25 protein-coding genes are annotated in these 26,637 nt (G+C 65.3%); 16 read left to right on the forward strand and 9 right to left on the reverse strand.

Annotated elements, in window-relative coordinates:
* Window positions 1-10 precede the first annotated feature (10 nt).
* The 4 genes from secD to queA form a co-directional block, all read right to left on the reverse strand.
* Window positions 11-1,951, reverse strand: a complete 1,941-nt coding sequence (gene secD / locus H143_RS0110860; RefSeq protein WP_019938272.1) for a protein translocase subunit SecD — start codon at window positions 1,949-1,951, stop codon at window positions 11-13.
* Between the two features lie 114 nt (window positions 1,952-2,065).
* On the reverse strand, window positions 2,066-2,407 hold the full coding sequence (gene yajC / locus H143_RS0110865; protein ID WP_019938273.1) for a preprotein translocase subunit YajC: 342 nt from the start codon (window positions 2,405-2,407) through the stop codon (window positions 2,066-2,068).
* A 134-nt stretch (window positions 2,408-2,541) separates the two neighbouring features.
* On the reverse strand, window positions 2,542-3,681 hold the full coding sequence (gene tgt / locus H143_RS0110870; protein WP_019938274.1) for a tRNA guanosine(34) transglycosylase Tgt: 1,140 nt from the start codon (window positions 3,679-3,681) through the stop codon (window positions 2,542-2,544).
* Entirely contained in the window at window positions 3,678-4,742 is a 1,065-nt protein-coding gene (gene queA / locus H143_RS0110875; protein ID WP_019938275.1) for a tRNA preQ1(34) S-adenosylmethionine ribosyltransferase-isomerase QueA, read from the reverse strand. Before queA ends, tgt begins: the two co-directional genes overlap by 4 nt.
* 315 nt (window positions 4,743-5,057) lie before the next feature.
* Here queA and dacB point away from each other — a divergent pair, with 315 nt between their 5' ends.
* Both dacB and upp read left to right on the forward strand, forming a co-directional pair.
* Window positions 5,058-6,491 (forward strand): D-alanyl-D-alanine carboxypeptidase/D-alanyl-D-alanine-endopeptidase, encoded by a 1,434-nt coding sequence (gene dacB / locus H143_RS0110880; RefSeq protein ID WP_026349937.1) that lies wholly within the window; start codon window positions 5,058-5,060, stop codon window positions 6,489-6,491.
* Between the two features lie 36 nt (window positions 6,492-6,527).
* The gene (gene upp / locus H143_RS0110885; RefSeq protein WP_019938277.1) at window positions 6,528-7,166 is read left to right on the forward strand and encodes a uracil phosphoribosyltransferase; all 639 of its coding nucleotides are present in this window, start codon (window positions 6,528-6,530) and stop codon (window positions 7,164-7,166) included.
* 164 nt (window positions 7,167-7,330) lie between these two features.
* On the opposite strand, the gene cysG is transcribed toward upp, so the two are convergent.
* A complete protein-coding gene (gene cysG, locus H143_RS0110890) occupies window positions 7,331-8,731 on the reverse strand; it encodes a siroheme synthase CysG (RefSeq protein ID WP_019938278.1) in 1,401 nt (466 codons plus the stop codon).
* A 288-nt stretch (window positions 8,732-9,019) separates the two neighbouring features.
* Here cysG and H143_RS0110895 point away from each other — a divergent pair, with 288 nt between their 5' ends.
* The 4 genes from H143_RS0110895 to H143_RS0110910 all read left to right on the forward strand — a co-directional run bounded on the left by H143_RS0110895 (window position 9,020) and on the right by H143_RS0110910 (window position 10,997).
* Entirely contained in the window at window positions 9,020-9,718 is a 699-nt protein-coding gene (locus H143_RS0110895; protein WP_019938279.1) for a hypothetical protein, read from the forward strand.
* Between the two features lie 104 nt (window positions 9,719-9,822).
* Window positions 9,823-10,137, forward strand: coding sequence for a YqjD family protein (locus tag H143_RS0110900; protein ID WP_019938280.1), 315 nt, complete (start codon window positions 9,823-9,825; stop codon window positions 10,135-10,137).
* Between the two features lie 25 nt (window positions 10,138-10,162).
* Window positions 10,163-10,576 carry a phage holin family protein gene (locus H143_RS0110905; RefSeq protein WP_019938281.1) on the forward strand — a complete coding sequence of 138 codons (414 nt, stop codon included), beginning with the start codon at window positions 10,163-10,165 and terminating at the stop codon, window positions 10,574-10,576.
* 1 nt (window position 10,577) lies between these two features.
* Entirely contained in the window at window positions 10,578-10,997 is a 420-nt protein-coding gene (locus H143_RS0110910) for a hypothetical protein (RefSeq protein ID WP_026349938.1), read from the forward strand.
* On the opposite strand, the gene ubiD is transcribed toward H143_RS0110910, so the two are convergent.
* Entirely contained in the window at window positions 10,933-12,477 is a 1,545-nt protein-coding gene (gene ubiD, locus H143_RS0110915; RefSeq protein WP_019938282.1) for a 4-hydroxy-3-polyprenylbenzoate decarboxylase, read from the reverse strand. The two genes, H143_RS0110910 and ubiD, sit on opposite strands and share 65 nt — an antisense overlap.
* Window positions 12,478-12,704: 227 nt before the next feature.
* On the opposite strand from ubiD, the gene H143_RS0110920 reads away from it, so the two are divergent.
* On the forward strand, window positions 12,705-13,538 hold the full coding sequence (locus H143_RS0110920; protein WP_026349939.1) for a lytic transglycosylase domain-containing protein: 834 nt from the start codon (window positions 12,705-12,707) through the stop codon (window positions 13,536-13,538).
* A gap of 74 nt (window positions 13,539-13,612) precedes the next feature.
* Here H143_RS0110920 and H143_RS0110925 read toward each other — a convergent pair whose 3' ends face one another.
* On the reverse strand, window positions 13,613-14,770 hold the full coding sequence (locus H143_RS0110925) for a pyridoxal phosphate-dependent aminotransferase (RefSeq protein WP_019938284.1): 1,158 nt from the start codon (window positions 14,768-14,770) through the stop codon (window positions 13,613-13,615).
* Between the two features lie 159 nt (window positions 14,771-14,929).
* On the opposite strand from H143_RS0110925, the gene H143_RS0110930 reads away from it, so the two are divergent.
* Window positions 14,930-15,394 (forward strand): barstar family protein, encoded by a 465-nt coding sequence (locus H143_RS0110930; RefSeq protein WP_026349940.1) that lies wholly within the window; start codon window positions 14,930-14,932, stop codon window positions 15,392-15,394.
* A gap of 34 nt (window positions 15,395-15,428) precedes the next feature.
* Here H143_RS0110930 and H143_RS0110935 read toward each other — a convergent pair whose 3' ends face one another.
* Window positions 15,429-16,160, reverse strand: coding sequence for a 16S rRNA (uracil(1498)-N(3))-methyltransferase (locus H143_RS0110935; protein ID WP_019938286.1), 732 nt, complete (start codon window positions 16,158-16,160; stop codon window positions 15,429-15,431).
* A 195-nt stretch (window positions 16,161-16,355) separates the two neighbouring features.
* Here H143_RS0110935 and tkt point away from each other — a divergent pair, with 195 nt between their 5' ends.
* From tkt to H143_RS0110950, 3 genes are all read left to right on the forward strand, one after another.
* The gene (gene tkt / locus H143_RS0110940; RefSeq protein WP_019938287.1) at window positions 16,356-18,401 is read left to right on the forward strand and encodes a transketolase; all 2,046 of its coding nucleotides are present in this window, start codon (window positions 16,356-16,358) and stop codon (window positions 18,399-18,401) included.
* 25 nt (window positions 18,402-18,426) lie between these two features.
* A complete protein-coding gene (gene gap / locus H143_RS0110945; protein WP_019938288.1) occupies window positions 18,427-19,437 on the forward strand; it encodes a type I glyceraldehyde-3-phosphate dehydrogenase in 1,011 nt (336 codons plus the stop codon).
* Window positions 19,438-19,636: 199 nt separating this feature from the next.
* Complete coding sequence (locus H143_RS0110950) at window positions 19,637-20,842, forward strand: phosphoglycerate kinase (protein ID WP_019938289.1); 1,206 nt, start codon at window positions 19,637-19,639, stop codon at window positions 20,840-20,842.
* Window positions 20,843-20,903: 61 nt separating this feature from the next.
* On the opposite strand, the gene H143_RS0110955 is transcribed toward H143_RS0110950, so the two are convergent.
* The gene (locus H143_RS0110955) at window positions 20,904-21,809 is read right to left on the reverse strand and encodes a LysR family transcriptional regulator (RefSeq protein ID WP_019938290.1); all 906 of its coding nucleotides are present in this window, start codon (window positions 21,807-21,809) and stop codon (window positions 20,904-20,906) included.
* 200 nt (window positions 21,810-22,009) lie between these two features.
* Here H143_RS0110955 and H143_RS0110960 point away from each other — a divergent pair, with 200 nt between their 5' ends.
* The 5 genes from H143_RS0110960 to H143_RS0110980 all read left to right on the forward strand — a co-directional run bounded on the left by H143_RS0110960 (window position 22,010) and on the right by H143_RS0110980 (window position 26,636).
* The gene (locus H143_RS0110960; RefSeq protein WP_019938291.1) at window positions 22,010-22,687 is read left to right on the forward strand and encodes an RraA family protein; all 678 of its coding nucleotides are present in this window, start codon (window positions 22,010-22,012) and stop codon (window positions 22,685-22,687) included.
* Window positions 22,688-22,745: 58 nt separating this feature from the next.
* Window positions 22,746-23,666: an ABC transporter substrate-binding protein gene (locus tag H143_RS0110965; RefSeq protein WP_019938292.1), complete on the forward strand. Its 921-nt coding sequence runs from the start codon at window positions 22,746-22,748 to the stop codon at window positions 23,664-23,666.
* A gap of 123 nt (window positions 23,667-23,789) precedes the next feature.
* A complete protein-coding gene (locus H143_RS0110970; protein WP_019938293.1) occupies window positions 23,790-24,689 on the forward strand; it encodes an amino acid ABC transporter permease in 900 nt (299 codons plus the stop codon).
* A complete protein-coding gene (locus tag H143_RS0110975; protein WP_019938294.1) occupies window positions 24,686-25,483 on the forward strand; it encodes an amino acid ABC transporter ATP-binding protein in 798 nt (265 codons plus the stop codon). The genes H143_RS0110970 and H143_RS0110975 overlap by 4 nt, the downstream gene beginning before the upstream one ends.
* A gap of 1 nt (window position 25,484) precedes the next feature.
* Window positions 25,485-26,636: a pyridoxal phosphate-dependent aminotransferase gene (locus tag H143_RS0110980; RefSeq protein WP_026349942.1), complete on the forward strand. Its 1,152-nt coding sequence runs from the start codon at window positions 25,485-25,487 to the stop codon at window positions 26,634-26,636.
* The last annotated feature ends 1 nt before the right edge of the window (window position 26,637 follow it).

Genomic DNA, 26,637 nt, shown 5'->3' on the forward strand with positions numbered 1-26,637 from the left:
TCTAGGTGGATCACTGTTTCGCGGAGGACTTTCTGGCCGATTGCTTGGCTGCCGCCTTGCCGTCGCCGGCCGTGCCTTCGACAGGCTTCCAGACCGTGCCGATCGAGATCTTGGTCAGCTTGCGTTGGCGGCCGTACCAGAAGTTGGCCAGGGCGCGCACGCCGACCACGGCCGAGAACATCGAGGTGACGATGCCCAGGCAGTGGACCACGGCAAAGCCGCGCACCGGCCCCGAACCGAAGGCCAGCAGCGACAGGCCCACGATCAGCGTGGTGATGTTGGAGTCCAGGATGGTGCCCCAGGCGCGCTCGAAGCCCTGGGAGATGGCCTGCTGCGGCGTGGCGCCGTTGCGCAGTTCCTCGCGGATGCGTTCGTTGATCAGCACGTTCGAGTCGATGGCCATGCCCAGGGTCAGGGCGATGGCCGCGATGCCGGGCAGGGTCAGGGTCGCCTGCAGCATCGACAGCACCGCCAGCAGCAGCAGCAGGTTGAACGACAGTCCCAGCGTCGAGAACAGGCCGAACACGTTGTAGTAGACGATGATGAATATCGCGATGGCGATGAAGCCGTAGAGCGTGGAATGGAAGCCCTTGGCGATGTTGTCGGCGCCCAGGCTGGGGCCGATGGTGCGTTCCTCGATGATGCTCATGGGCGCGGCCAGCGAGCCGGCGCGCAGCAGCAGGGCCGTGTCGGCGGCTTCTTCTGCCGTCATGCTGCCCGAGATCTGCACCTGACCGCCGTCGATCTCGCTGCGGATGACCGGCGCGGTGACGACTTCGCCCTTGCCGTTTTCAAACAGCAGAATGGCCATGCGCTTGCCGATGTTGTCGCGCGTGACATCGCGGAAGATGCGCGAACCCTTGTCGTCGAGCGTGAGGTTCACGGCCGGCTGCTGGGTCTGCGGGTCGCGCCCGGCTTGTGCGTTCTGCAGGTTCTGGCCGGTGAGAATGACTTGGCGGCGCACCAGGATGGGACGGCCGTCGCGATCGGTGTAGCGCTCCAGGCCGAAAGGCACGGTGCCGTTGGCGAGCGCGGCCATGGCCGAGGGCGAATCGTCGACCATGCGGATCTGCAGCGTGGCGGTGCGGCCCAGCATTTCCTTGGCCTTGGCGATGTCCTGCACGCCGGGCAGCTCGACCACGATGCGGTCCGAGCCCTGCTGCTGGATCACCGGCTCGCTGACGCCTAGTTCGTTGGTGCGGTTGTGCAGGGTGGCGATGTTCTGGGTGATGGCCGCGTTCTGCGCCTGGGCGATGGCTGCCGAGGACAGCTGGCCGGTCAGCAGGAACTTGCCACCGTCTTCGCTGGCGGCCAGCTGCAGTTCGGGCATGCGGCTGCGCAGATCGTCGCGCGCCTTGCTGCGATCGTCTGCCGTGGCGAAGGTCATGGTGACCGACTCGCCAGTGCGTTCGACGTTGGCGACGGGGATTTTGTCGTCGCGCAGGGCGCTGCGGATGTCGCCGGCCAGCGCGTCGTAGCGGGCGGTCAGCGCTCCCTTCATGTCGACTTGCAGCAGGAAATGCACGCCGCCGCGCAGATCCAGGCCCAGGAACATGGGGCGGGGCTCGAAGAAACCCAGCGAGCGCATCCAGGGCGGCGAGGCGGGCATCAGGTTCAGCGCGACGGTGTAGTGCGGGTCGCTGGGGTCGGTGTTGAGCGCGTGGTCCAGGGCATCGCGCGCGGCCAGCTGCTGGTCGGTGTTGGTATAGCGGATGCGGATGGTGCCGAGCGTGCCGTTCTGTCCGTAGTAGATACTGACCGGCGGCAGCTTGGCGGCGTCCAGGATCTGCCGGATCTGTTCCACCATGTCCGGAGTGACCTTGATGACGGCCTTGGCGCTGGACACCTGCACGGCAGGCGCCTCGCCGTAGAAATTGGGCAGCGTGTAGATCAGGCCGATCACGAGCGCGACGAGCACCGTGATGTATTTCCAGAGAGGGTAGCGGTTCATTGCCGGCAGGGAGAATTGAGCGGCGCTTCGGGCCGGATGGCAAAGCCGCCGCGAAAGACGCGGCGGCGCTTGGGTTTTCGGACCGTGACCGGGTCGGTGGTTCGGATTCGGGCCTTACAGGGCCTTGATGGTGCCCTTGGGCAGCACGCCGGTGACGGCGCTCTTTTGCAGCACGACCTCGATCGGCTTGTCGGCCAGTTCGGCCACTTCGGCGATGATGTGGCTGTCGGTGACCTTGGTGACCTTGCCCAGCATACCGCCCGAGGTGACGATCTCATCGCCCTTGGCCAGGGCCGAAATCATGCTGCGGGTTTCCTTCTGGCGCTTCATCTGCGGACGGATCATCAGGAAATAGAGGATCACGAACATCAGCAGGATGGGCAGCATGCTCAAGAGCGAATTGCCTGCGCCGGCGGCCTGACCCAGGACGAGCGTGGCGGTATTGAGGACGGACATGATCGGTGACTCCGGTTGATTGTCTCTATGCGTTTTGCTTTGTGGTCTGTCCCCCCGCGTCGGGTTTGGACAGGGCAAGCCCACTAGTATAGCGGCTGGAAGTTTCAGGGGCGGCCCTGCCTTGGGGACGGACCCTAATCTCCCACGCCCCGCGCCCGGTCGGCGGCGAACCGCTCGCGCCAGGCCTGGAAGCGCCCTGCGGCGATGGCTTCGCGCATCTGTTCCATCAGGTCCAGATAGAAGTGCAGGTTGTGCAGGGTGTTGAGCCGGGCGCCGGAAATCTCGTTGGCGCGCTGTAGGTGATGCAGGTAGGCGCGCGAGAAGTGGGCGCAGGTATGGCAGCGGCAGGAGGGGTCCAGGGCACGCGTGTCGTCGCGATAGCGGGCGTTGCGGATCTTGATGTCGCCGTGGCGGGTGAAGAGCCAGCCGTTGCGGGCATTGCGGGTGGGCATGACGCAGTCGAACATGTCGACTCCGCGCGCCACGCCCTGGACCAGGTCTTCGGGCGTGCCCACGCCCATCAGGTAACGGGGGCGGTCGGCCGGCAGGCGCGGGGTGACGTGCGCCAGGATGCGCATCATGTCTTCTTTGGGCTCGCCCACCGACAGGCCGCCGATGGCGTAGCCGTGAAAGCCGATGTCCGTCAGGCCCGCCAGCGATTCGTCGCGCAGGGTCTCGAACATGCCGCCTTGCACGATGCCGAACAGCGCGTTGGGATTGCCCAGGCGGTCGAATTCGTCGCGCGAGCGGCGCGCCCAGCGCAGCGACATGCGCATCGACGTGGCGGCCTCGTCCACCGTGGCCGGCCGCCCCTTGATCTCGTAGGGCGTGCATTCGTCGAAGACCATGGCGATGTCGGAATTGAGCGACCTCTGGATGCGCATGGATTCCTCGGGCGTGAGAAAGAGCCGCGCGCCGTCGATGGGCGAGGCGAACTTGACGCCTTCTTCCGTGATCTTGCGCATGCCCTGCAGGCTGAACACTTGAAAGCCCCCTGAGTCGGTGAGGATGGGCTTGTCCCACTGCATAAAGTCATGCAGGCCGCCGTGTTTGTCCAGCACCTGGGTGCCGGGGCGCAGCCACAGGTGGAAGGTGTTGCCCAGCACGATCTGCGCGCCGATGTCCTTCAGTTCGTGCGGCAGCATGCCCTTGACGCTGCCGTAGGTACCCACCGGCATGAAGATGGGGGTCTGAACCACGCCGTGGTTCAAGGTCATGCGGCCACGGCGCGCGGCGCCGTCGGTGGCCAGGAGTTCGAAGGTCAGGCCGGTCATGATCGGTTATTAACCGGGGGTTCGATGAACATGGCATCCCCGTAGCTGAAGAAGCGGTATCTGCCGGCCACTGCGTGGGCGTAGGCGCGGCGTATGGGTTCGACGCCCGCCAGCGCCGACACCAGCATGAGCAGGGTCGATTGCGGCAGATGGAAATTGGTGAACAGGGCGTCGACGACCCGGTAGCGGTAGCCTGGCGTGATGAACAGGCGCGTATCGCCTTGCGCCGCGGCCAGGGGCTGGCCGTCGGTGCAGGCGGCGGCCGATTCCAGAGCGCGCACGCTGGTCGTGCCGATGGCGATCACGCGGCCGCCGTTGGCGCGCGTCTGCGCGATGGCGTCCACGGTGGCCTGCGGCACGGTGTACCACTCGGCGTGCATGATGTGCTCGGCCAGCTTGTCCACGCGCACGGGCTGGAAGGTGCCCGCGCCCACATGCAGGGTGACGAAGGCGCGGCCCACGCCCTGGGACGCGAGCTGGTCCAGCATGGCCTGGTCAAAGTGCAATCCGGCGGTGGGGGCGGCCACGGCGCCGGGTTCGCGGGCATAGACGGTCTGATAGCGGCTGTCGTCCTCGGCCTGCGCGCTGTGCGTGATGTAGGGCGGCAGCGGCGTGGCCCCGTGGGCCTCGAGCAGGCCGAGCACCGGGGCGGGAAAGCGCAGATCGAAAAGTTCGCCCTGGCGGCCCAGCACCTGTGCATCGAAGGCCTCGGCCAGGCGCAGTATTGTGCCGGGTCCGGGGGATTTGCTGGCGCGCACGTGGGCCAAGGCCCGGTCGGGTTCCAGGATGCGTTCGACCAGCACTTCGACCTTGCCGCCGGTCGCTTTGCGGCCCGGCAGTCGCGCCTTGATGACGCGGGTGTCGTTGAAGACGAGCAGGTCGTGCTCGCGGACCAGGGCCGCGAGGTCGGGAAACTGCAGGTCGTGCAACTGGCCCTTGCCGTCCAGGTGCAGCAGTCGGCTGCCGCGCCGCTCGGCGGCAGGGTGCTGGGCGATGAGCTCGTCGGGGAGGTGGTAGTCGAAGTCGGCCAGGGTCAGGGCTGGCGTTTGGGCAGAGGTCACGCTGGGATGGTCTGGATGCTGATCAACCCGTTATTTTAAGCTGCGTTTGGGTATGCTCTCGGACTGCTGTCTGATCTGTCGTGCGTCGAGGGCTGTATCGCTGGGCTCATGGGTGCATCGAGGTTGACTGGTTCTTTAGTCGTATTGGCGTGCCGGGGGTAAAGCGCTCCGGCTTCGAAGTGACGGGTTCGGCCGCCGCCTTAGGCGGCCGAAGTCCCTGCGGGACTGCCCCGTCACTTAGGCGCCGGAGCGCTTTACCCCCGGCACGCCAATACTTAGAGTCTCTTCATTCGGTCGGTTATTAACACGTGTTCTATGCAAAGAATCTGGCGTAAATCAGGGTGGGCCGGGGTCGTCGTGGCCTTGTGCGCGGCGCGTGCGTCCGGGCAGGCCCTGCCGGCCGAACTGGCCTCGGCCTGGCATCAGACGGGCATGCCGCAAAGTTCGATGTCGCTGGTCGTGCAGGAAGTCGGCGGGCCGCGGCTGGCGGCGGTCAACGCGCGGGTACCGCGTAACCCGGCCTCGGTGATGAAGCTGGTGACGACCTGGACGGCTTTGTCGGAACTGGGACCCAGCTATAAGTGGACGACCGACCTTGTGAGCAACCCGGGCGCGGCGATTGTCAACGGTGTGCTGTCCGGACCGCTGTATGTGCGGGCCGCGGGCGACCCGGACCTGATGCTGCAGGACCTGTGGACCCTGCTGCGCGATTTGCGGCTGCAGGGGGTGCGGCAGATCGGCGACGTCGTGGTCGATCGCAGCATCTTCGGCAATGTGGCGACCGATCCGGGCGCTTTTGACAACGCTCCGGATCGGGCCTACAACGCCAGCCCGGATGCCTTTATGGTGGGCTTTGGCGCGCAGCGCCTGATGTTCACGGCGGACGCCGCCACGCATGCTTGGCGGGTAGTGATGGACCCGCCCCTGCCCAATGTGAAGCTCGATGGCAAGCTGGACTGGAGCGATGCCGCCTGCCGGGGGGAGTACGAGGTCTACACCACGCCGGTGGTCACGCCGCAAGACACGACTTTCAAACTGTCGGGTACGGTCCCCGGCGCCTGCGGTGACTTCAGCCTGTATCGCCTGGCCCTGCCGCAGCCGGCCCAGACGTCCGGCGTGTTGCGCGAGCTCTGGAAAGAGCTGGGCGGCACGATGACCGGGCAGGTGCGCGACGGCCTGGCGCCCGTCGACGGCACCGTGCTGGCCAGCCACGCTTCGCCGGAGCTGAGCGATGTGATCCGCATCATCAATAAGCACAGCAACAATGTCATGGCGCGTACCCTGCTGCTGACCTTGGGCGCCGAGCGCGGACTGCGGCCGGCCACGGTGGCCAGCAGCGATGCGGTGGCTTCGCGCCTGTTGGCCGACCAGGGCCTGTCCATGCCGGACCTGGTGCTGGGCAACGGCGCCGGCCTGTCGCGCCGGGCGCGGGTTTCGGCCGATGACCTGGCGGCGCTGCTGACCGCGGCCTGGAAATCGCCCTACATGCCCGAGTTCGTCTCTTCTCTGGCCATCCTGGGCGAGGACGGCACCGTCAAAAAACGCCTGCGCCACGATGAGGCGACCGGACGCGCCCATCTGAAGACCGGGACCTTGCGCGACGTGCGCGCCATGGCCGGCTACGTGACGGGCGCGAGCGGCAAGCGCTACATCGTGGTGTGCCTGGTCAACAACGAGAAGGCCGACGAAAAGGCCGGCGCGCTACGATATTTCGACAACGCGCTCGTTGCCTGGCTGGCCCAGCGCTGAGCGCGCGCCCGTTTTTGGTTATTCGAAGAGAGCATCATGCCCGTCCATGAAATCCGTCATCCGCTGGTGCGCCACAAGCTGGGCATCATGCGCCGCGCCGACCTGAGCACCAAGAGCTTTCGTGAATTGGCCAGCGAGATCGGCGCCCTGCTGACATACGAAGCCTGCAAGGACCTGCCGCTGTGTCCGGCCCAGATCGAGGGCTGGTGCGGCGCGGTGCAGGTGGAAAAGCTCGCTGGCAAGAAGATCACCGTGGTGCCCATCCTGCGCGCCGGCCTGGGCATGCTCGACGGCGTGCTGACGCTGATCCCCGGCGCCAAGGTCAGCGTGGTGGGCCTGGCACGCAACGAGCAGACGCTGCAGGCGCATACCTATCTGGAAAAACTGGTGGGCCAGATCGAGCAGCGCGTCGCGCTCATTGTCGATCCCATGCTCGCTACCGGCGGCTCGATGCTCGCGACGGTGGACATGCTCAAGCGTGCCGGCTGCCGCGACATCCGCGCGCTGGTGCTGGTGGCCGTGCCCGAAGGCATCAAGAGAGTGCTTGATGCGCATCCCGACGTGCAGATCTTCACAGCCTCGGTGGACCAGCGGCTGAACGAGCACGGCTACATCATCCCCGGCCTGGGCGACGCGGGCGACCGTATCTTCGGGACCAAGCAGAAGGTGGAATAGGAAACGATGCGGTCCTGCGGCCATCTGGGATGCCCTGGGAGCGACTAAGTGACGGGGCAGTCGCGCAGGAACTTCGGCCGCCTAAGGCGGCGGCCGAATCCGTCACTTCGAAGCGGAAAGGGGCATGCCCGATGGACGCAGGACGGGGCAAGGACCTCATCGCTTCAGCCCTCAGCTGTCAAATGACGCCCATACCAATGTAGCGTGCGAGCCAAGCCTGCCACTTCGCCCACGATAAGCAGCGCGGGCGCTTGCACTGAATGGCGCTGCGCCAGCGCAGGCAATTCCCCCAGCGTGCCCGAAATGACGCGCTGCTCGGGGCGGCTGCCGTTTTCCACCAGCGCCACCGGCGTGCCGGCCGCGCGGCCGTGCGCGATCAGCCGCTGCGACAGCAGATCCAGCTGCTTGACGCCCATGTAGAAAGCCAGCGTCTGCTGGCCGCGCGCCAGGCCGTCCCAGTCCAATGCGTCCTCGTCCTCGCGACAATGCGCCGTGACCAAGCGCACCGACTGGGCGTGGTCGCGGTGCGTGAGCGGAATGCCGGCGTAAGCCGCGCACGCCAGCGCCGCGGTGATCCCCGGCACCACCTCGTACGGCACGTCCTGCTCGCGCAGATACTCCAGCTCTTCGCCGCCGCGTCCGAAGATGAAAGCATCGCCGCCCTTCAGGCGCACCACGTGCTGGCCGGCGCGGGCATGTTCGGCCATGAGGGCATGGATGCGGGCCTGCGTGGCCTCGTGGTTCTCGCCCAGCCGCTTGCCCACCTCGATGCGCTCGGCATCGCGGCGCGCCAGCGACAGCACGGCCTGGCTGACCAGGCGGTCGTAGAGGATCACGTCGGCCTCGTTCAAGGCGCGCAAGGCCTTGAGCGTCAGCAGACCCGGATCGCCGGGACCCGCGCCCACCAGCACGACGCGGCCCGCGGACGAGACCTGGGGTTGCGCGAGCGCCTGGTTCAGGATGGCTTCGGCGGCATCGGCCTGCCGGCTGCGCAGCAGGCTGGCGACGGGGCCGTCGAGCAGCCAGTCGTAGAAGCGGCGGCGCGCACCCAGCTCGGGCAGTGCGCTGCGGATGCGGGTGCGGTAGCGGGCGGCCAGTTCGGCCAGAGGCCCCAGCGCGTGATCCAGCAGCGCCTCGATCCGTTCGCGCAGGCGGCGCGCCAGCACCGGCGCAACGCCGGAGGAGGAGATCGCCACCATCAGCGGGGAGCGATCGACGATGGAAGGCACCTGGAACGACGAGAGTTGCGGGTCGTCGACGACATTGCAGAAAACCTGGCGAGCTTGCGCAGCGGCGTGCACGGCCGCGTTTACGGCGCGATCGTCGGTGGCCGCGATGACCAGCCAGGCGCCGTCCAGCCAGGCCGGCTCGAAACTGCCGCGCAGATGGGTCAGGCGGCCCGCGGCGGCCAGCTCGGCGAGCGCGGTATCGAGCGCAGGAGCGCCGACCGCTACCTGGGCGCCGGCTTCCAGCAGGGACTGGGCCTTGCGGGCGGCGACATTACCGCCGCCCACGACCAGCACGTGCCGGTCTTGCAGATCGGCAAAAAGAGGGAAAAGTTTCATGGAATGCCGTGGAGAATCGGGTGCTCAATTGCTGTGGCACAGCATAAAGGTGATATTGATATTCCCACAATGGAGGTTTTGTTGAATGTATATACCCGGAGGTGATTTGAACTGCCTGGCTGCACGTCATAGTGTGTACGGCTATCGGCGTACAGCAAGGCGGACGGCGCGCCGACGGGCTGGGTGTAGTATGGAACCGTCCGGGGGCAGCATGGCCGCCGGAGCGGTGCACAAGCAATTTATCGGGAGCAGGCCGTGACGGCACATGGCAAATGGTTATACAGGTCGATGCTCGCCGTGTCGCTGTCTGTGGGCGCGGCAGTGGCGCACGCGGGCGTCTGTGACGCGGCCTTCATGCATGACGGCGGGGCGGCGCAGTTCACCGGCCAGGGGCCGACGACGCTGTCGGCCGACCTGGCGTTTTCCGACGTGACCCGGCCCGGCCCCGGTCAGTGCCGGGCGCGCGTACAGGGTTCGGCCAGCTTCGTCTACTTGGGCATCCCCACCGGTTCGACCCGGCTCGATTACTTGATGACGGTCCACGGCGGCCAGGCGTCCTTCGTGCCCTATGGCAAGGCGGGCGAGGCGGCGCCGCGCGACGGTCAGTTCGATCTGCGCATGCTGGGCCTGTTTGCCTACGACCAGTTGCGCAAGGGCCAGCGCTTGCCGGGCGCCTCCTATCGTCTGAACATCGGATCCGATTCGCCGGTGGGCCGGCAGCCCGCCGTCACCGTGCATATTGGCCCCAAGACTGTCGGAGCCGCGCGCGCCATGGATACGCCCCGCGGCAGCCAGTCCTGCCTGCCCATCACGTATTCGCGCTCCACCGATCCAGTCAAGCTGTCGCTCAGCGGACTCGTATTGCCTATCGCCGGCGTACGCAGCACGGTGACCGACTGGTATTGCCCCAAGCTCGGCCTGGTGGTGCGCCAGGACATCGCGCAAGACGATGGCCGCTCCAGCGTGACGCTCACGCAGCTGCGCTGACGGCCCGTAGCAAGCCGTAGCAACCTCGATGGGTGTACACCTTCGAAGAGTTGCCTGGTCACTGCTATCATGGCCTGGCTTACATTGTTTCAAGGAGCTGAGATATGACCGCGACCCAGACCGACGAAATCAAGGAAAGGCTGATCGATACCGCCAAGACCAGCCTCGACGATGCCGAGGAACTGCTGCGCCAAGCCGCCAGCATGACCGGCGAGAAGGCTGCCGAGCTGCGCGAGCGGGCCATGGCTGCGCTTAAGCGCACCCGCGATACGCTCTACGACGCGCAGGATGCCGTCTTCCAGAAAGGCCGGCTTGCGGCCCGCGTCACCGACGACTATGTACACGACAAGCCGTGGCAGGCCATCGGTATCGCTGCCGGCGCGGGCCTGCTGATCGGCATGCTGATCAGCCGCCGCTGATCGGTCTTTCTTCGACCGCCGCGCCATGAACCTGCGCCGATCTCTGGGAGGCCTGCCCTCCAGTCTGCTGGGGCTGGTTCGCACGCGGCTGGAGCTCGTGTCGATCGAGGCCGCCGAGGAAAAGTCGCGATTGGTTGTCCTTTTGGGCCTGGCTGCTGCTGCCTTGTTATTGCTGACCCTGGCTCTGCTGGTTTTCACCGCCGCCGTCGCGCTGGCTTTCTGGCCTACCGAACACCGTTATCTCGCGCTGGTCTGCCTGGGAGGCCTGTATGCAGCGGTCGGCCTGGTCTTGCTCTATAAGGTGCGGCGCGAACTGGTTGATCGGCCCATGCCTTTTGCCGCGACGCTCGAGGTGCTCGAGCGCGACGTTGCCGCGTTGGAACGCGCCGGCCGCGCCGACGCCGGCCGCGCCGACCTATCGGCCGAGCAGGAGGCCTGAAATGGGTCGGTTTTCCAATCGCGCCGACCGCCAGGCACGCATCGAGCTGCTGCGCACCCGCGCCGCCCTCGAACGCGAAACCCTGGCAGGGCAATTGGCTCAGGCCACCCAGGCCTGGCGTCCGGGCATGCTGCTGCGCATGGCACTGTCCAGCTTGGGGTTCGAAAAAAATGGCGGGTGGGAATCGCTGCCGAGCCAACTGATAGCGCTGGCCAAGCGTCACCCGGTGTTGGGTTCGGCGCTGTCATCCCTCTTGCTAGGCAGAATAGGCAGCCGCGGCGTCTTGCGCGCCGTCACGATAGGCCTGGCCGGCTGGGAGCTATACAAGGCCTGGCGTGCCGGGCGCGAGCCCGTAATCAAAGACCCAGTTCGTCCCACATCGCGTCGACGCGCTTCTTCACGTTCTCGTCCATCCGAATAGGCGTACCCCATTCGCGGCTCGTCTCGCCCGGCCACTTGTTCGTGGCATCCAGTCCCATTTTTCCCCCCAGCCCGGACACCGGCGAAGCGAAGTCCAGGTAGTCGATGGGCGTGTTCTCCACCAGCAATGTGTCGCGCACCGGGTCCATCCGGGTCGTCATGGCCCAGACCACCTCCTTCCAGTCGCGCACGTTCACGTCCCCGTCCACCACGACGATGAACTTGGTGTACATGAACTGGCGCAGAATGCTCCACAGCCCGAACATCACCCGCTTGGCGTGGCCGGCGTACTGTTTGCGGATCGACACCACCGCCAAACGGTAGCTGCAGCCTTCGGGCGGAAGGTAAAAATCAATGATTTCAGGTAGCTGCCGGCGCAGCAACGGCACGAATACTTCGTTCAGGGCCACGCCTAACACGGCTGGTTCGTCGGGCGGCTTGCCGGTATAGGTGGAGTGATAGAGGGGATTGCGCCGCATGGTGACGCGGTCCACGGTGAACACCGGAAACCAGTCCCGCTCGTTGTAATAGCCGGTGTGATCGCCGTAGGGGCCTTCCAGCGCCATTTCGTAGCCGGTATTGGGCGGGGGCGTTGCGCCATCGGGCACCCTGGGGGCCGTCGCGCCCGGATCGTCGGCCGGCAGGATGCGGCCTTCCAGCACGATCTCGGCCCAGGCCGGCACCGACAGTTCGCTGCCGAGGGCCTTGGCCGTCTCGGTGCGCGAACCGCGCAGCAGGCCGGCGAACTGGTACTCGGACAGGCTGTCGGGCACCGGGGTGACCGCGCCCAGTAGGGTAGCCGGGTCCGCCCCCAGGGCGACGGCGATGGGAAAGGGCTGGCCCGGATAGGCTTGCGCATGGTCGCGAAAGTCCAGCGCGCCGCCACGGTGCGACAGCCAGCGCATGATGAGCTTGTTGGGCGCGATGGGCTGCTGCCGATAGATGCCCAGGTTCTGCCGTTTGGCGTTGGGGCCGCGGGTGACCACCAGGCCCCAGGTGAGCAGCGGCGCCACGTCGCCCGGCCAGCAGGTCTGGATGGGCAGGCGCGTCAGATCCACGTCCCGGTCTTCCCAGACGATTTCCTGGCAGGCCGGGCTGCGGACGGTTTTGGGGCTCATGTCCCACAGGGCCGACTTGAGCATGGACACCTTGGCAAAGGCATCGCGCAGGCCCTTGGGCGCCTCGGGCTCGCGCAGCGAGGCCAGCAGCTCGCCCACCTCGCGCAAGGCGCCGACGTCCTCGGCACCCATGCCCCAGGCCACCCGGCGGGGCGTGCCGAACAGATTAGTCAGCACCGGCATGCCAGCCTGGCTGCCATGGTGCTGCGCGTTCTCGAACAATAGGGCCGGACCGCCGGCACGCAGTACGCGGTCGCCGATCTCGGTCATTTCGAGACGGGTGGAGACGGGAGCGGCGATGCGCTTGAGTTCCTCTCGGCTCTCGAGCTGGGAGACGAAGTCCCGCAAATCTTTGTATTTCACAAATACCTTATGAATCAGTCGCTTATTTCAAGGGAAAAGGGCGATTTCAGCGCGTTCCAGTGTAGCAGTGTTGTTTCTGGATGTGAGTTTCGAATCGTTCCTGTCCCTGGGGAGGGAGAGGAGGAGAGGTATGTGTCCCCGTACAAATTCTGGTAGACATTGTTACATTTATCCCGATGCTTTGTGGTTAACATGCGCCCTCTCTTCACTTCTACGCAGGAGGTCTCATGACTGATGCGTCAATGGCCGGCTTATTCAGGCGCCTGGCCCAAGGAGTGCACCACCAGCTGGCTGAATGGCTGCGCATTAGTTCCGTCTATCTCGGCATTGCGGTCATCGTCACGGTCAGCATGGGATTTGCCTTGCCCGGTCTGCGCGACCAGGCGCTACAGGTGCACAGAGCCTTGTTGACTGCCCTCGCTCCCGAATCCGCCATGCAGTTCGCGGCGGATAATGATGCCGTTCCCTCTGGCGACAGCGCCGCGACCGTGGCCATGGCCGTGCCGGACGTTTCCGACAGCACTGTCACCACCCTGCCGGGTTCGGTGCGGCATGCGGTCGGCCGTCCGGTCAATGTGGCGGCGATCATCCCTTCCGGGCCACAGGCTCAATCGCTGCGCAGCTATATCTCGCGCAAGTACAAGGTGGCCTATAACGCTACCGAAACGCTGGTCGACACCGCTTTCCGCGTGGCCCACGAGAAAAAGCTCGATCCGCTGCTGGTCCTGGCGGTGATCGCCGTCGAGTCCAGCTACAACCCGATGGCCGAGAGCGCCAAGGGCGCCCAGGGGCTCATGCAGGTGATGCCGCGCATCCACAAGGACAAATTCGTCAACCTGGCCGAACAGGGCAGGGGCAACGCTAATCCGCTGGATCCGGTATCCAACATCATCGTCGGTTCGACCATCCTGCGCGATTGCATCAGTCAGCGTGGCTCCGTGGCCGCTGGCCTGGCTTGCTACGAGGGCACGTCGGTGGACGACGGCTATGCCGAGCGCGTTCAGGCCGAGCGCCGCCGCCTGGCCCTGGCCTCGGGCATGGCGCTGAGCCGCAACAACTGATCCGCCCTGTGACGTTGAAGGGGCGGCCCGCGAGCCGCCCTTATTTTTGTCGGCGGCAGCGCTCCGGGATTCGCCTACAGCAGCCGGCCGATGCGGTGCACGGCCTCCTGCAGCGCCTCCATGCCCACGCAGTAGGAAAAACGCATGGTATGGCGCCCATGCGGCGCCGGGCCATAATCGGCACCGGGCAGGGCCGAGACGCCGGCCTCGCGCAGCAGCCGGTAGGCAAAATCCACGCTGTCCTGGCCCAGCCCGGCGATGTCCGCGTAGACGTAGAAGGCGCCGTCCGGCCTGACCGGAACCGCGATGCCCAGCTTTTCCAGCGCGGGGACGAGGAAGTCGCGGCGCTGGCGGAAGGCCTCGCGGCGTTCCTCGTAGATCGCCATGGCCTCGGGTTCGAAGCAGGCCAGGGCGGCATGCTGGGCCAGCGTGGGGGCACAGATGGCCAGGGCGGCGCCGACCCGCTCGATCAGCTCTACCATGCGTTCGGGCACGATCATCCAGCCCAGGCGCCATCCCGTCATGTGGAAGTACTTGGAGAAGCTGTTGATGACCACCAGGTCGTCGTCCAGCGTCAGGGCCGATTTGACCCGCCCTTCGTAGGACAGGCCCAGGTAGATCTCGTCCATGAGGACGTAACCGCGGCGCGCGCGCACTTCGGCCAGTAGTTCGGCCAGCACGTCGGGGGCGATGCTGGTGCCGGTGGGGTTGCTGGGCGAGGCGACCAGCACGCCGCGAGTGTCGGGACCCCAGTGTTCGCGAACGTCCTGCGCCGTCATCTGGAAGCGATTGGCCGCCGTTGTGGGAACCTGCTTCGGGCGGCCGCCGGCGGCCACGATGAAATTGCCGTTGGCCGGATAGCAGGGGTCGGGCAGCAGAACCTGCGCGCCGCTGTCGACAAGCACGGCGCACGCCAGCATCAGGGCGCCCGAACCGCCGGAGGTGACGATGACGCGGGCCGGGTCGACGTGGGCGCCGAAGTGCTGCGCGTAATAGCGGGCGATGGCTTCGCGCAGCGCCGGGATGCCGGCCGGCGCGCTGTAGGCGCTCAGGCCGGCCCGGGATGCGCGCGCCAGCGCATCGACCACGCTGGGCGGTGCGGTGAAGTCGGGTTCGCCGATGCCCATATTGATGATGGACCTCCCGGATGCGGCCAGCGCCAGGGCCTCCTTGAACAGCGAAACAGCGTGAAACGTGGGAAAAGAGAGGGCGCGGTCGGCAAGCTGGGACATGGAAAACACACGTAAAGCGTAGCGAATGCCGCATTGTAGTCGTGGCTTGCGGCCGGTACCGCGCGCGGGCACATACCTTTTTTCGCGGACTCGGTGTATTGTCCGAGTGCCGCTGACGTGGCGGCGCGTATCGACACCGATCTGCAGGGAGGCATAGGCATGATGCGGAACAGCCAATCTACCCTCTTGCGGCAATTGCGCAAGGGTGGTGCGATCGACTGCGATGGTCTGGACAAACAGGACATGGTCGTCGCCACGCAGGAGTTGGGCCTGTCCTTGCTGGTCGCCGACTGCGATCGCGCCCGCAGCCGCTCGGCCGTGCTGCGCGCCATCGCCAAGGCCGTGGACTTCCCCGAATTCTTCGGCGGCGACATGGACGCGCTCTACGACTGCCTGTGCGATACCGTGTTCGATAATAAATCGGGCGTCGTGCTGTGGCTTTACCGGCTGCATTCGGGCGACCCGGCCCTGGCTGACGATGCCACCCTGATCGACGGCGTATGCGCCGATGTGGTCCAGTTCGCCAGCGAGAACGGTCGCGTGTTTTCCTATGTGATCGAGCACGCCGGCGAGCACCCCGAGGCCGAGCCGGGTGTGGCTGCCGCGCCCTACGGCGAAAGCTAGGAAACGCGTGCGTTCAAACGTGCCGCCGACGCGGCTACCAGCCCAGCAGGGCGCTTGCAGCCGCGATCAAGGCCAGGCCCGCCGTCTCGGAGCGCAGCACCCGCTGGCCCAGGCGCACGGCCTGCGCGCCGGTGCGTCGTGCAGCCTGCAATTCATCCTCCGACCACCCGCCCTCGGGGCCGACCAGCAGACTGAGGTTGGCCTGCGCTCGGCCGGCCAGCGGGGCCAGCGCCTGGGCCAGGGTGGCATCGGCTTCGGGATGGCACAACAGGCGCAGTCCGGCGGCGGGCTGCGCCAGGCAGTTTTCCAGGGACTGGGGGGCGGCGATGTCCATGAGCCGGTTGCGGCCGCATTGTTCGGCCGCGGCCTGGGCGATGCGCTGCCAATGCGCGCGGCGCTTGTCGGCCCGCTCCGCGGAAAGCTGCACCACGCTGCGTCGGGCCTGGACGGGTATCAGCGCCGCGGCGCCTAGTTCCACGGCCTTTTCCACCACCCAGTCCATCTTGTCGCCGCCGGGCAGGCCCTGTACCAGTGTGATGCGGCCCGGCAATTCGGCTTCGCGGGCATCGAAATCGCCCAGGTCGGCCCAGACCTCCTTGTCCTGGATGCGCAGCACCGCCGGGTATTGGCCGCCCGAGCCGTCAAATAGCGTGATGGCGGCGCCGTCGCGCAGGCGCAATACGCGCGCAGCGTGGTGCGCGAGCGCATCGGGCAGGGGCAGGCGCACGCCTGGAGCGAGCGGGACGGGGCAGTAGAAGCGGGGCATGGATGGCCGGAAACGGGTCGATCGGGGCGAGTCCGGCAACGATAACAGGCTGCCGGGGCGGGGCCGGCGCGGGTGGTAAAATCGTGAGCTTTCCCGAGCTTGAATCCGAACTTCCCAGGGCGTGTTCCGAGGGGGTTCCAAGGGGCGGTTCCAACCCCTTGCGGTTCCGGCTTTCACTTCTATGATTCCCGCCTCATGAGCCTGCCCACTTCCTCCGCCATGGCCGACGCCATACGCATTCTTGCCATCGACGCCGTGCAACAAGCCAATAGCGGACACCCGGGCGCACCCATGGGCATGGCCGAAATCGCCCAGGCGCTGTGGACCAAGCACTTGCGCCACAATCCGGCCGACCCGTCCTGGGCCAACCGCGACCGCTTCGTGCTGTCCAACGGACACGGCTCGATGCTGCTCTATGCGCTGCTGCACCTGACCGGCTACGACCTGCCTCTCGAAGAGCTGCAGCGCTTTCGCAAGCTGCATTCCAAGACGCCCGGCCATCCCGAGGTCGGCGTTACCCCCGGTGTCGAAACCACTACCGGTCCGCTGGGTCAGGGCCTGGGCAATGCCGTGGGCATGGCGCTGGCCGAGTCGCTGCTGGCTGCGGAATTCAACCGCCCCGGTCACAAGATCGTCGATCACCACACCTATGTGTTCGTGGGCGACGGCTGTTTGATGGAAGGCATCTCGCACGAGGTCTGTTCGCTGGCCGGCACGCTCAAGCTGTCCAAGCTCATCGCCTTCTACGACGACAACGGCATTTCCATCGACGGCCATGTGCAGCACTGGTTCGCCGACGATACGGCCCTACGCTTCGAAGCCTACGGCTGGAACGTCATCCGCAACGTCGACGGCCACAGCGTTGCTGCGGTCGACGCCGCGGTCGCGGCGGCCAAGTCGCAGAGCCTCAAGCCCACCCTCATCATGTGCCGCACCGTCATTGGCAAGGGCTCGCCCAACAAGGCGGGCACGCATGACGTGCATGGCGCCGCGCTGGGCGAGGCCGAGGTCGCCGCGACCCGTGCCGCGTTGGGCTGGCAGGGCGGCCCCTTCCAGGTTCCGCAACCGGTCTACGATGCCTGGAACGCCCGCGACGCCGGCCTGCGCAGGCAAACCGAATGGCAGATGGCGTTCGACCAATACGCCATCGCCCACCCCACCGAGGCTGCAGAGTTTCTGCGCCGCATGAAGGGCGAATTGCCCCCGGGCTTCATCGAGCGCGTACAGGCCTTCGTCAACCATACCCACAGCAAGGCCGAGACCGTGGCCTCGCGCAAGGCCTCGCAATACGCCATCGCCGAGCTGGTCAACTTGCTGCCCGAGATGCTGGGCGGCTCGGCCGATCTGACCGGCTCGAACCTCACCGACTGGAAGGGCGTGCAGCCGGTGCGCGCCGCCGAGACTGGCGGCGTGGCTTTGGGCCGCCACATCAACTACGGCGTGCGCGAGTTCGGCATGGCCGCCATCATGAATGGCGTGGCGCTGCACGGCGGCTACCTGCCTTTCGGCGGCACCTTCCTGACCTTCTCCGATTACTCGCGCAATGCCATCCGCATGGCTGCCCTGATGAAGCAGCGCGTGGTGCATGTCTTTACCCACGACTCCATCGGGCTGGGCGAAGATGGCCCCACGCACCAATCCATCGAACATGCGGCCAGCCTGCGCCTGATTCCCAACCTCTCAGTCTGGCGTCCTTGCGATACGGTCGAAACCGTCATGGCCTGGGAGGCCGCGGTGCGGCGCCCTGTCAGCACCGGCATGACCGTGCGCGACGGGGGACCCACGGCGCTGCTGCTGTCGCGCCAGAACCTGCCTTTCGTGCCGCGCGACGACAAGACGCGCGCCGCCATTGCGCGCGGCGGCTACGTGCTGCGCGAGGGCAATGCCCCGCTGGCCGTCATCATCGCCACCGGTTCCGAGGTCGGTATCGCGCTGGACGCGCAGGAAATCCTGCGCATGGAGGGTCTGGCCGTGCGCGTGGTGTCCATGCCCAGCACCGACGTCTTTGACAAGCAGAGCGCCCAGTGGAAGCGCTCGGTGCTGCCCGACGGCCTGCCGCGCGTGGCCATCGAAGCCGGCTGCACCTCGGGCTGGTACAAGTACGTGGGCTTGGACGGCGCCGTCATCGGCATCGACCGCTACGGCGAATCCGCGCCCGCCGGCGCCCTGTTCAAGTTCTTCGGGCTGACCGCCGAAAAGGTGGCCGAGACCGTCAAGCGGCTTTTGCAATCTCGCAAGTAATTCAAACTCCCAAGGAGAGCCTGTCATGACCATCCGCGTCGCCATCAACGGCTACGGCCGCATCGGCCGCAATGTGCTGCGTGCCCACTACGAGTCGGGCAAGAAGCACGATCTGGAGATCGTCGCCATCAACGACCTGGGCGATCCCAAGACCAACGCCCACCTGACGCAGTACGACACGGCTCACGGCCGCTTCCCCGGCGAAGTCTCGGTCGACGGCGACTTCATGGTCGTCAACGGCGACAAGATCCGCGTGCTGGCCAACCGCAACCCGGCCGAGCTGCCCTGGGGCGAGCTGGGCGTGGACGTGGTGATGGAATGCACGGGATTTTTCACGTCCAAGGAAAAGGCCGGCGCGCACCTGAAGGGCGGCGCCAAGAAGGTGCTGATCTCGGCCCCCGGCGGCAAGGACGTGGACGCCACCGTGGTGTACGGCGTGAATCAGCAGGTGCTCACCTCGGCCATGACGGTCGTGTCCAACGCCTCCTGCACCACCAACTGTCTGGCCCCGCTGGTCAAGCCGCTGCACGACAAGCTGGGTATCGAGAACGGCCTGATGACCACGGTGCATGCCTACACCAACGATCAGGTGCTGACCGACGTCTATCACGAAGACCTGCGCCGCGCGCGCTCGGCCACGCACAATATGATCCCCACCAAGACCGGCGCCGCCGCCGCGGTAGGCCTGGTGTTGCCCGAGTTGAACGGCAAGCTCGACGGTTTTGCCATCCGCGTACCCACCATTAACGTGTCCATCGTCGACCTGTCCTTCATCGCCAAGCGCGACACGACGGTCGAGGAGGTCAACGCGATCCTGAAGGCTGCCGCGGACGGCGAGCTCAAGGGCATCCTGGCCTACAACACCGCGCCGCTGGTCTCGAGCGACTTCAACCACAACCCGGCCTCCAGCTCCTTCGATGCGACGCTGACCAAGGTATCGGGCCGCCTGGTGAAGGTGTCGTCCTGGTACGACAACGAGTGGGGCTTCTCGAACCGCATGCTGGATACGGCTTGCGCGTTGATGGCGGCCAAGTAGGCTTCGTGCTGATTGGGTGACTTGTCGAATGGCCGGCATGCATGTTTCATGCGCCGGCCATTTTTCTTGATCCATTTAGGTTCTTAATCCGCCGAGGCTGCCCTGCGCAATTCCGATGCTCGCCGCTTCCGCAGCTGCGGATGGCCGCCCCGCGCTTCGGATTGCTCCGGGGGCCTCGGCTCCGTATGGGAGTGATGGGATGTCAAAAGTCCAAACCCTTACCGCGTTGGCCAAGTCCGGCGCGCTGTCCGGCAAGCGCGTCTTCATCCGCGCCGATCTGAACGTGCCGTTCGACGACGCGGGCCATATCACGGAAGACACGCGCATCCGCGCCTCGGTGCCCGGCATTGAGCTGGCCTTGAAGGCCGGCGCGGCGGTGATGGTCACCTCGCATCTGGGGCGCCCCACCGAAGGTACGCTGGGACCCGATGACACGCTGGCGCCGGTGGGCAAGCGCCTGTCCGAGCTGCTGGGCAAGCCGGTGCGGCTGGTGCAGGACTGGGTCGACGGCGGAGTCGATCATATCGGGGTCGCGCCGGGCGAGGTGGTGCTGCTGGAGAACTGCCGCGTCAACAAGGGAGAGAAGAAGAACGACGAGACGTTGTCACGCAAGATGGCCGCCTTGTGCGATGTGTATGTGAACGATGCCTTCGGCACGGCGCATCGTGCCGAGGCCACCACGCACGGCATTGCGCGCTTTGCGCCTATCGCTTGCGCCGGTCCGCTGCTTGAAGCCGAGCTCGAAGCGCTGGGCCGCGCGCTGCACGATCCCAGGCGTCCGCTGGTTGCCATCGTCGGCGGCTCCAAGGTCTCGACCAAGCTGTCCATCCTGCAATCGCTGGCCGGCAAGGTCGACCAGCTGGTGGTGGGCGGGGGTATCGCCAACACCTTCATGCTGGCGGCGGGCTTGCCCATCGGCAAGTCGCTGGCCGAGGCCGACCAGATCGAGCAGGCGCGTGCCGTCATCGACATGATGAAGCAGCGCGGCGCCGCCGTGCCGATCCCGGTGGACGTGGTGTGCGGCAAGCAGTTCAGCCCCGACGCGGCGGCGGTCACCAAGGCCGCCGATGAGGTCCAGGCCGACGACATGATCTTCGACATCGGCCCCAAGACCGCGCAGGTGCTGGCCGATATCATTGCCCGCGCCGGGACCATCGTTTGGAACGGCCCGGTGGGCGTGTTCGAGTTCGAGCAGTTTGCGCACGGCACCGAAACGGTTTCCAAGGCCATCGCCCACGCCGCGGGTTTCTCGATCGCGGGCGGCGGCGACACGCTGGCCGCCATTGCCAAGTACGGCATCGGCGAACAGGTCGGCTACATCTCCACCGGCGGCGGGGCGTTCCTGGAGTTCCTGGAAGGCAAGGTGCTGCCTGCCGTGGCCATTCTGGAAGAACGCGCGGCCTGAACGATCGACGTCCGGCTTGCAGAAATTGGAAAAGGCGATCGTATCGGTCGCCTTTTTTCATTCAGTGCGCCTGCAGCACCAGCTGGGAAAAATCGCAGCAGGCTTGGCACATGCGTGCCACCTCGCCGAGAAAATCGGAGGGGCGGGCAGAGGGGTACATGGCGACGTAATGGATTTTGGGCAATGCCGGCGTTGTCTTGGCCGTGCGCAAGACGCCCTGATCGGTCAGGTGCGACAGGCAGGCCTTGGGCAGGTAGCTGACGCCGAGTCCCGATACGGTCAGGCCGATCTGCGCCACCAGGTTGCTGCAGACGACCGTCTTGGGCGTGTCGATGCCGTGTGTGCGAAACCACTGGCTGTACGAGATGCCCATGCCTGAATCCTTGCCTTGGACGATGACGGTCTGTTGCGCGATCTCGTGCAGCGCAAAGACGCGCTTGGCCGGCATGACGCCGTCGGCGTACATCCAGGCGTTCTCGACCTTGCCCAGGGGCGCTACCGAGTAGCGCGGGTCGGCGAAGACATCGGGCACGATGATCAGATCGATCGTGCGATCCGCGAGCCGCTCGTACAGGGTGCGGCTCAGCCCCACCTCCGGCTCGATCTCCAGTTTCGGGTACCGTTTGCGCAGCCGGTCCGCCAGCATCGGCAGCCAGGTCAGCGCCGTCAGCTCGGTCACGCCCAGCCGCAGCCGATGGAACACCGCTTCCTGTGCGCCCAGCTGCGCCAGCAGGCCGTCGCGCATGTCCAGCATCTGCCGCGCCGTATGCAGAATCTCTTCGCCTTTGGGAGTGAGGCAGGCGGTGCGGCGGCTGCGATCGAATATCTCGAGGTCGAAGCGGCTTTCCAGCTCCTGGATGCGCTTGGAGATGGCCGATTGCGTGGTGTTCAGCCGCAGGGCGGCCGCCTCGAAGCTGCCCAGTTCCGCGATCCAGTACAGCGCTTCAACCTGCTTGAACGTAATCAATTTTCCGGCTCCCTGCGTGGCGCATCCGTTTCTGTCGAATGGGAGAATATTCTATACATGAAAAAAAGTGATGATAAAAGAAATAGAAAATTCGCTTTTGGAAATGAATCAAGATCAGTACGCTTGCGGAAAATGAAAACAAAATGTCTTGTCACGGTGATAGGCAAGGCATCGATATTTTTCGATGGAGCAAAAAAGAGATGGCGATCGGATTTCGGATAGTTGCGCGCGAGCGATGTGTCGACGCAAGCACGGTGGCGCGTTTCAAGGACATTCCCGTGGCCAATATCAGCGATTGCATGTCGCGCATGAGCGCAGGCGGCCCGCGTCTGCGTCCCATGCACGCGGGCGACAAGCTGACCGGCGCCGCGCTGACGGTGAAAACCCGCCCGGGCGACAACCTACTGGTGCACAAGGCCTTGAGTATGGCCGCGCCCGGCGACGTCATTGTGGTCGATGCGGGCGGCGACCTGACCAATGCCATCATCGGCGAGCTGATGGCGGCCATGGCGATCAAGCGCCAGATCGCCGGATTCGTGATCAACGGCGCAATCCGCGACGCCGGCGCGATCCAGCTCGGGCATCTGCCTGTCTACGCGGCCGGCGTCACGCATCGAGGCCCTTACAAAGACGGCCCGGGCGAAATCAATGTTCCGATTTCGCTGGACGGCATGATCGTCCACCCGGGAGACCTGATTTGCGGCGACGAAGACGGTGTCGTCTGCGTGCCGGTCGACCAGGCGCAGATCCTGTATCAATTGGCCAAGGCCAAGCATGACGCCGAGCAAGGCATGATGACGGCGATTGCCCAGGGCCGCGACGATCGCTCCTGGGTCGATGCGGCGCTGGTCCGCCTGGGCTGCGAAATCCGGAGCTGACGCCGATGCGCCCGCTGCGCCAGGCCATTCATTCTTTCAACCAAGGGGTATAAAAATCATGTCCAAAAAAAGTGGATTCAAGGCAGTTTGCGCAATTTCGTTCGCCTGCATCACCGCGCTGGGCTGCGCCGGTTCGGCCAGCGCCCAGAACGATGCCGACGGTTTCGTGATCAACAAGGGAATCGCCCAGGCCGCGCCCGACGCAGCGGCGATTGCCGCGCTGCCCAAGGAAATCAAGGAAAGGGGCTATCTGACCATCGGCGGCGAGACCACGCTGCCGCCCTACCTTTTCCGGCAGGACGACGGCATTACCGGCATCGAATCCAGCTTCATGCAGGCCCTGGGCCAGGCGCTGAACCTGCACATCAAGCTCATCAACACCGATTTCGGCTCCATGGTGATCGGCCTGACCTCCGGACGCCTGGACGTGGCCATGTCCGACTTCTCGGATACCGCCGAGCGGGAAAAACAGGTCACCTTCATTGATTACACGAAGACCGGCCAGCAGCTGATCGTCGCCAAGGGCAACCCCAAGAACATCCACTCGGTGGCGGACCTGTGCGGCACCACTGCGGGCGGACCTACCGGCAGTCTTTCGCTTGCCATCGCGCAGAAGCAATCCGAGGCCTGTACCCAGGCCGGCAAGCCTGCCGTGAGCGTGCAGAGCTATCCTTCGGCCAGCGCGTCGGAACTGGCCCTGCGCACCGGGCGGATCGATACGATGGGCATCGACTACGCCATCGCGGCCAATATCGTCAGCGCTTCGGGCGGCAAGGCTGAATTGACCGGCGATCTGTTCGAGCCCGGCTATCACGGCGCGGCCGTGAACAAGAACAATGAACCGCTCTCCAAGGCTTTGCTGCTCGCGTTCCAGGGTATTGCGAAACAGGGCATAGACAAGCAGATCCTCGAGCACTACGGCGTGCCGCAAATGCGCATCGACGCCCCGAAGATGAATGCCATGGCGGGGCAGCAATAAGGCATCGCGTTCGAGTCAACACGGCGGCGCAGGGGCGGGGGGCATCCTATCGGGGGCCTTCCTTGCCGGCGTCGCGGTAACAAGCGTCGCTCGACGCATCAGGCGAGCGCGAGGGATCCATCCATGGCAAACAAAGACGACCGCAAGCGGCCGCTGCGCATTGTGCGCAGCAAGCATCCGGTTCAGATCGCGACCGGGGGCCTGGTCGCGATATTTCTGCTTTCGTTCATTTTTCACATCGCCGACAACAAAAACATGCAATGGCCCATGGTCGGCCATTACCTCTTGGACAAGCATGTGTTGTCCGGCGTGCGCGTCACGCTGCTGATGACCGTCGTCTGCCAGATACTGGCAGTAGCCATAGGTACCGTGATTGCGATCATGCGCTTGTCCAGGAGCCGCATCTTCTCGGCCATCGCCAATGGCTATCTATGGTTCTTCCGCGGCACGCCGCTCCTGGTGCAGCTGATCTTTTGGTACAACCTGGCCGCGCTGTTTCCGGTGCTGTTCCTGGGCGTGCCTTTCACGGGCCTGGGCGTCATGCTCAAGACCAATGCGGTGATATCCGGGTTCACCGCCGCCATCGTGGGTTTCTCGCTGCATGAAGGCGCCTATATGGCCGAAATCGTGCGCGCGGGCATCATGTCGGTCGACCCGGGGCAGCGGGAGGCGGCCATCACCACGGGCATGACCGAGGCCCAGGCCATGCGAAGAATCATTCTGCCCCAGGCGATGCGGGTCATCGTTCCGCCGACGGGCAATCAGGCGATCAACCTGCTCAAGGCGACCGCGCTGGTGGCCTTCATCTCCGGCGGCGACCTGCTGAGCAACGTCCAGGATATTTACGCGGTCAATTACGCGGTCATGCCGCTGCTGGTCGTGGCCACGATCTGGTACCTGGCACTCGTTACCGTCGCGACCCTGGGGCAGTACTACCTTGAGCGCGCCATAGGAAAAGGGTATGCCAGGCGCGGGGGCGGCAAGAGCGAGGCGACGATGAACGTGGACAGGGATATCGCATGATGATGACCGAATCTAAAACCCCGGTGGTGGAGATCGTCGACGTCAAGAAACGATTCGGCGACAAGCTCGTGCTCAACGGCATCAACCTGGACGTCATGAAAGGGGAGGTGGTCGCCATCCTCGGCCCTTCCGGCTCCGGGAAATCCACGCTACTGCGCTGCGTCAACCATCTGGAAGAGATGACCAGCGGCTCGATCAAGGTGTGCGGCGATTACATCGGCTACGAACGGGTCGGCGACACGCTCAAGGAAGTGTTCGGCAGGCGTCTTGCCAGGCAGCGCCAAAAAGTGGGCATGGTGTTCCAGCACTTCAATCTCTACCCCCACAAGACCGCGCTGCAGAACGTCGTGGAGGGGCCGATACACGTGCTCAAGACGCCCCGGGACCAGGCCTTGGCCCGCGGGCGCGAGCTGCTGCGGCGCGTCGGCCTGGCCGAGCGCATGGACGCCTATCCCGCCGAATTGTCCGGCGGCCAGAAGCAGCGGGTCGCGATCGCCCGGACGCTGGCGATGAATCCGGAAGTCATCCTGTTCGACGAGCCGACTTCCGCGCTGGATCCGGAACTGGTCAATGAAGTGCTCAACGTGATGAAAGAGGTGGCATCCCTGGGCATATCCATGCTCGTGGTGACGCACGAGGTCGGCTTCGCGCGCGAGGTATGCAGCCGCGTGGTCTTCATGGCCGACGGCAACATCGTGGAGCAAGGCCCCGCGCATCAGGTCATCGATGCCCCCAGGGAACAGAGAACCCGCGAGTTTCTCGGGGTCGTGCCCAGAAAAGCAATGGAGAAGTGAATTGAACCAAGCTCTACACTCGATTTCATCGGATGCGGTGCAGCGCATCCGTAGCCAGTCCCTGCGGGGCAAGAACCTGATCCCGGGCGTCACCGACAAAATCTCGCTTGCCATCGGAGAACCGGATTTCGGCACGCCCCAGGCGGTCATCGACGCTCAGGTACAGGCGCTCGGCGCCGGTTATACCCATTACTCCCCGCAAGAAGGGCGTTGCGAGCTCGTCGATGCGATCCTGGCGAGCGCGGTCGCCGTTTCGGGCAGGGCGTTCTCGTCCGAAAACATATTGGTCACCCACGGCGGTTCGGCCGGCCTGACTGCCACGATACTGGGGCTCATCAATCCCGGCGACGTGGTGCTGCTGGAAGACCCGACCTATTCCCTCTATTTGGATGGGATCAATATGGCCGGCGCCAGCGTGAGGCGCTTTTCCAGGGGCGAGGACGGAGCCTTCGATTTCGACGGCATCGACCGTGACGCCAAAGGCGCCAAGTTGATCATTCTGTGCCACCCGTCCAATCCGACCGGCGCCGTGATCAGCCGCGGCGAATGGGCCTCGTTTGCCGACATCGTCACGCGCAACGGCCTGCTCCTGCTGTGCGACGAGGCCTACGAGGGGCTTACCTACGGCGATTCTCCCTTCGTGTCGGCGCTCGATATCGACGGCCTGAGCGACCATTTGATTGTCAGCCGCACTTTTTCCAAGAAATACGCCATGACCGGCTGGCGGCTGGGCTACCTGGTCGGCGAGCCGCGCTTGATTGCAGCGGCCTCCACGGTTCACCGCACCTTCAACGGCGCCATCAATTCGGCCAATCAGATCGCCGGCGCCACCGCGCTGCGCCAGGCGGGAGAAGAAGCGGAAAAGATGCGGCGCAGCTTTCATAGGCGGCGCGATCTCATGGAATCGTGCCTGAGCAAGATTCCCTCCATACGGTTCCGGCGTCCCGAAGGCGCTTTCTATTTCTGGCTGCATTATCCGGCCAGCCTGGGCAACTCGTCCGACCTTGCCGCCACGGCCGCGCAGGCCGGCGTCATGGTCAGGCGCGGCGAGGAGTTCGGCGCCAGCGGCAAGCATGCGCTCAGGTTGTCATATGCGACCGACGAGGCATCCATCGTGCAAGGGGTCGAGCGACTGGGTCGCGTACTGACGTGAT

This window comes from Bordetella sp. FB-8 (assembly GCF_000382185.1).
Classification (GTDB): domain Bacteria; phylum Pseudomonadota; class Gammaproteobacteria; order Burkholderiales; family Burkholderiaceae_B; genus Bordetella.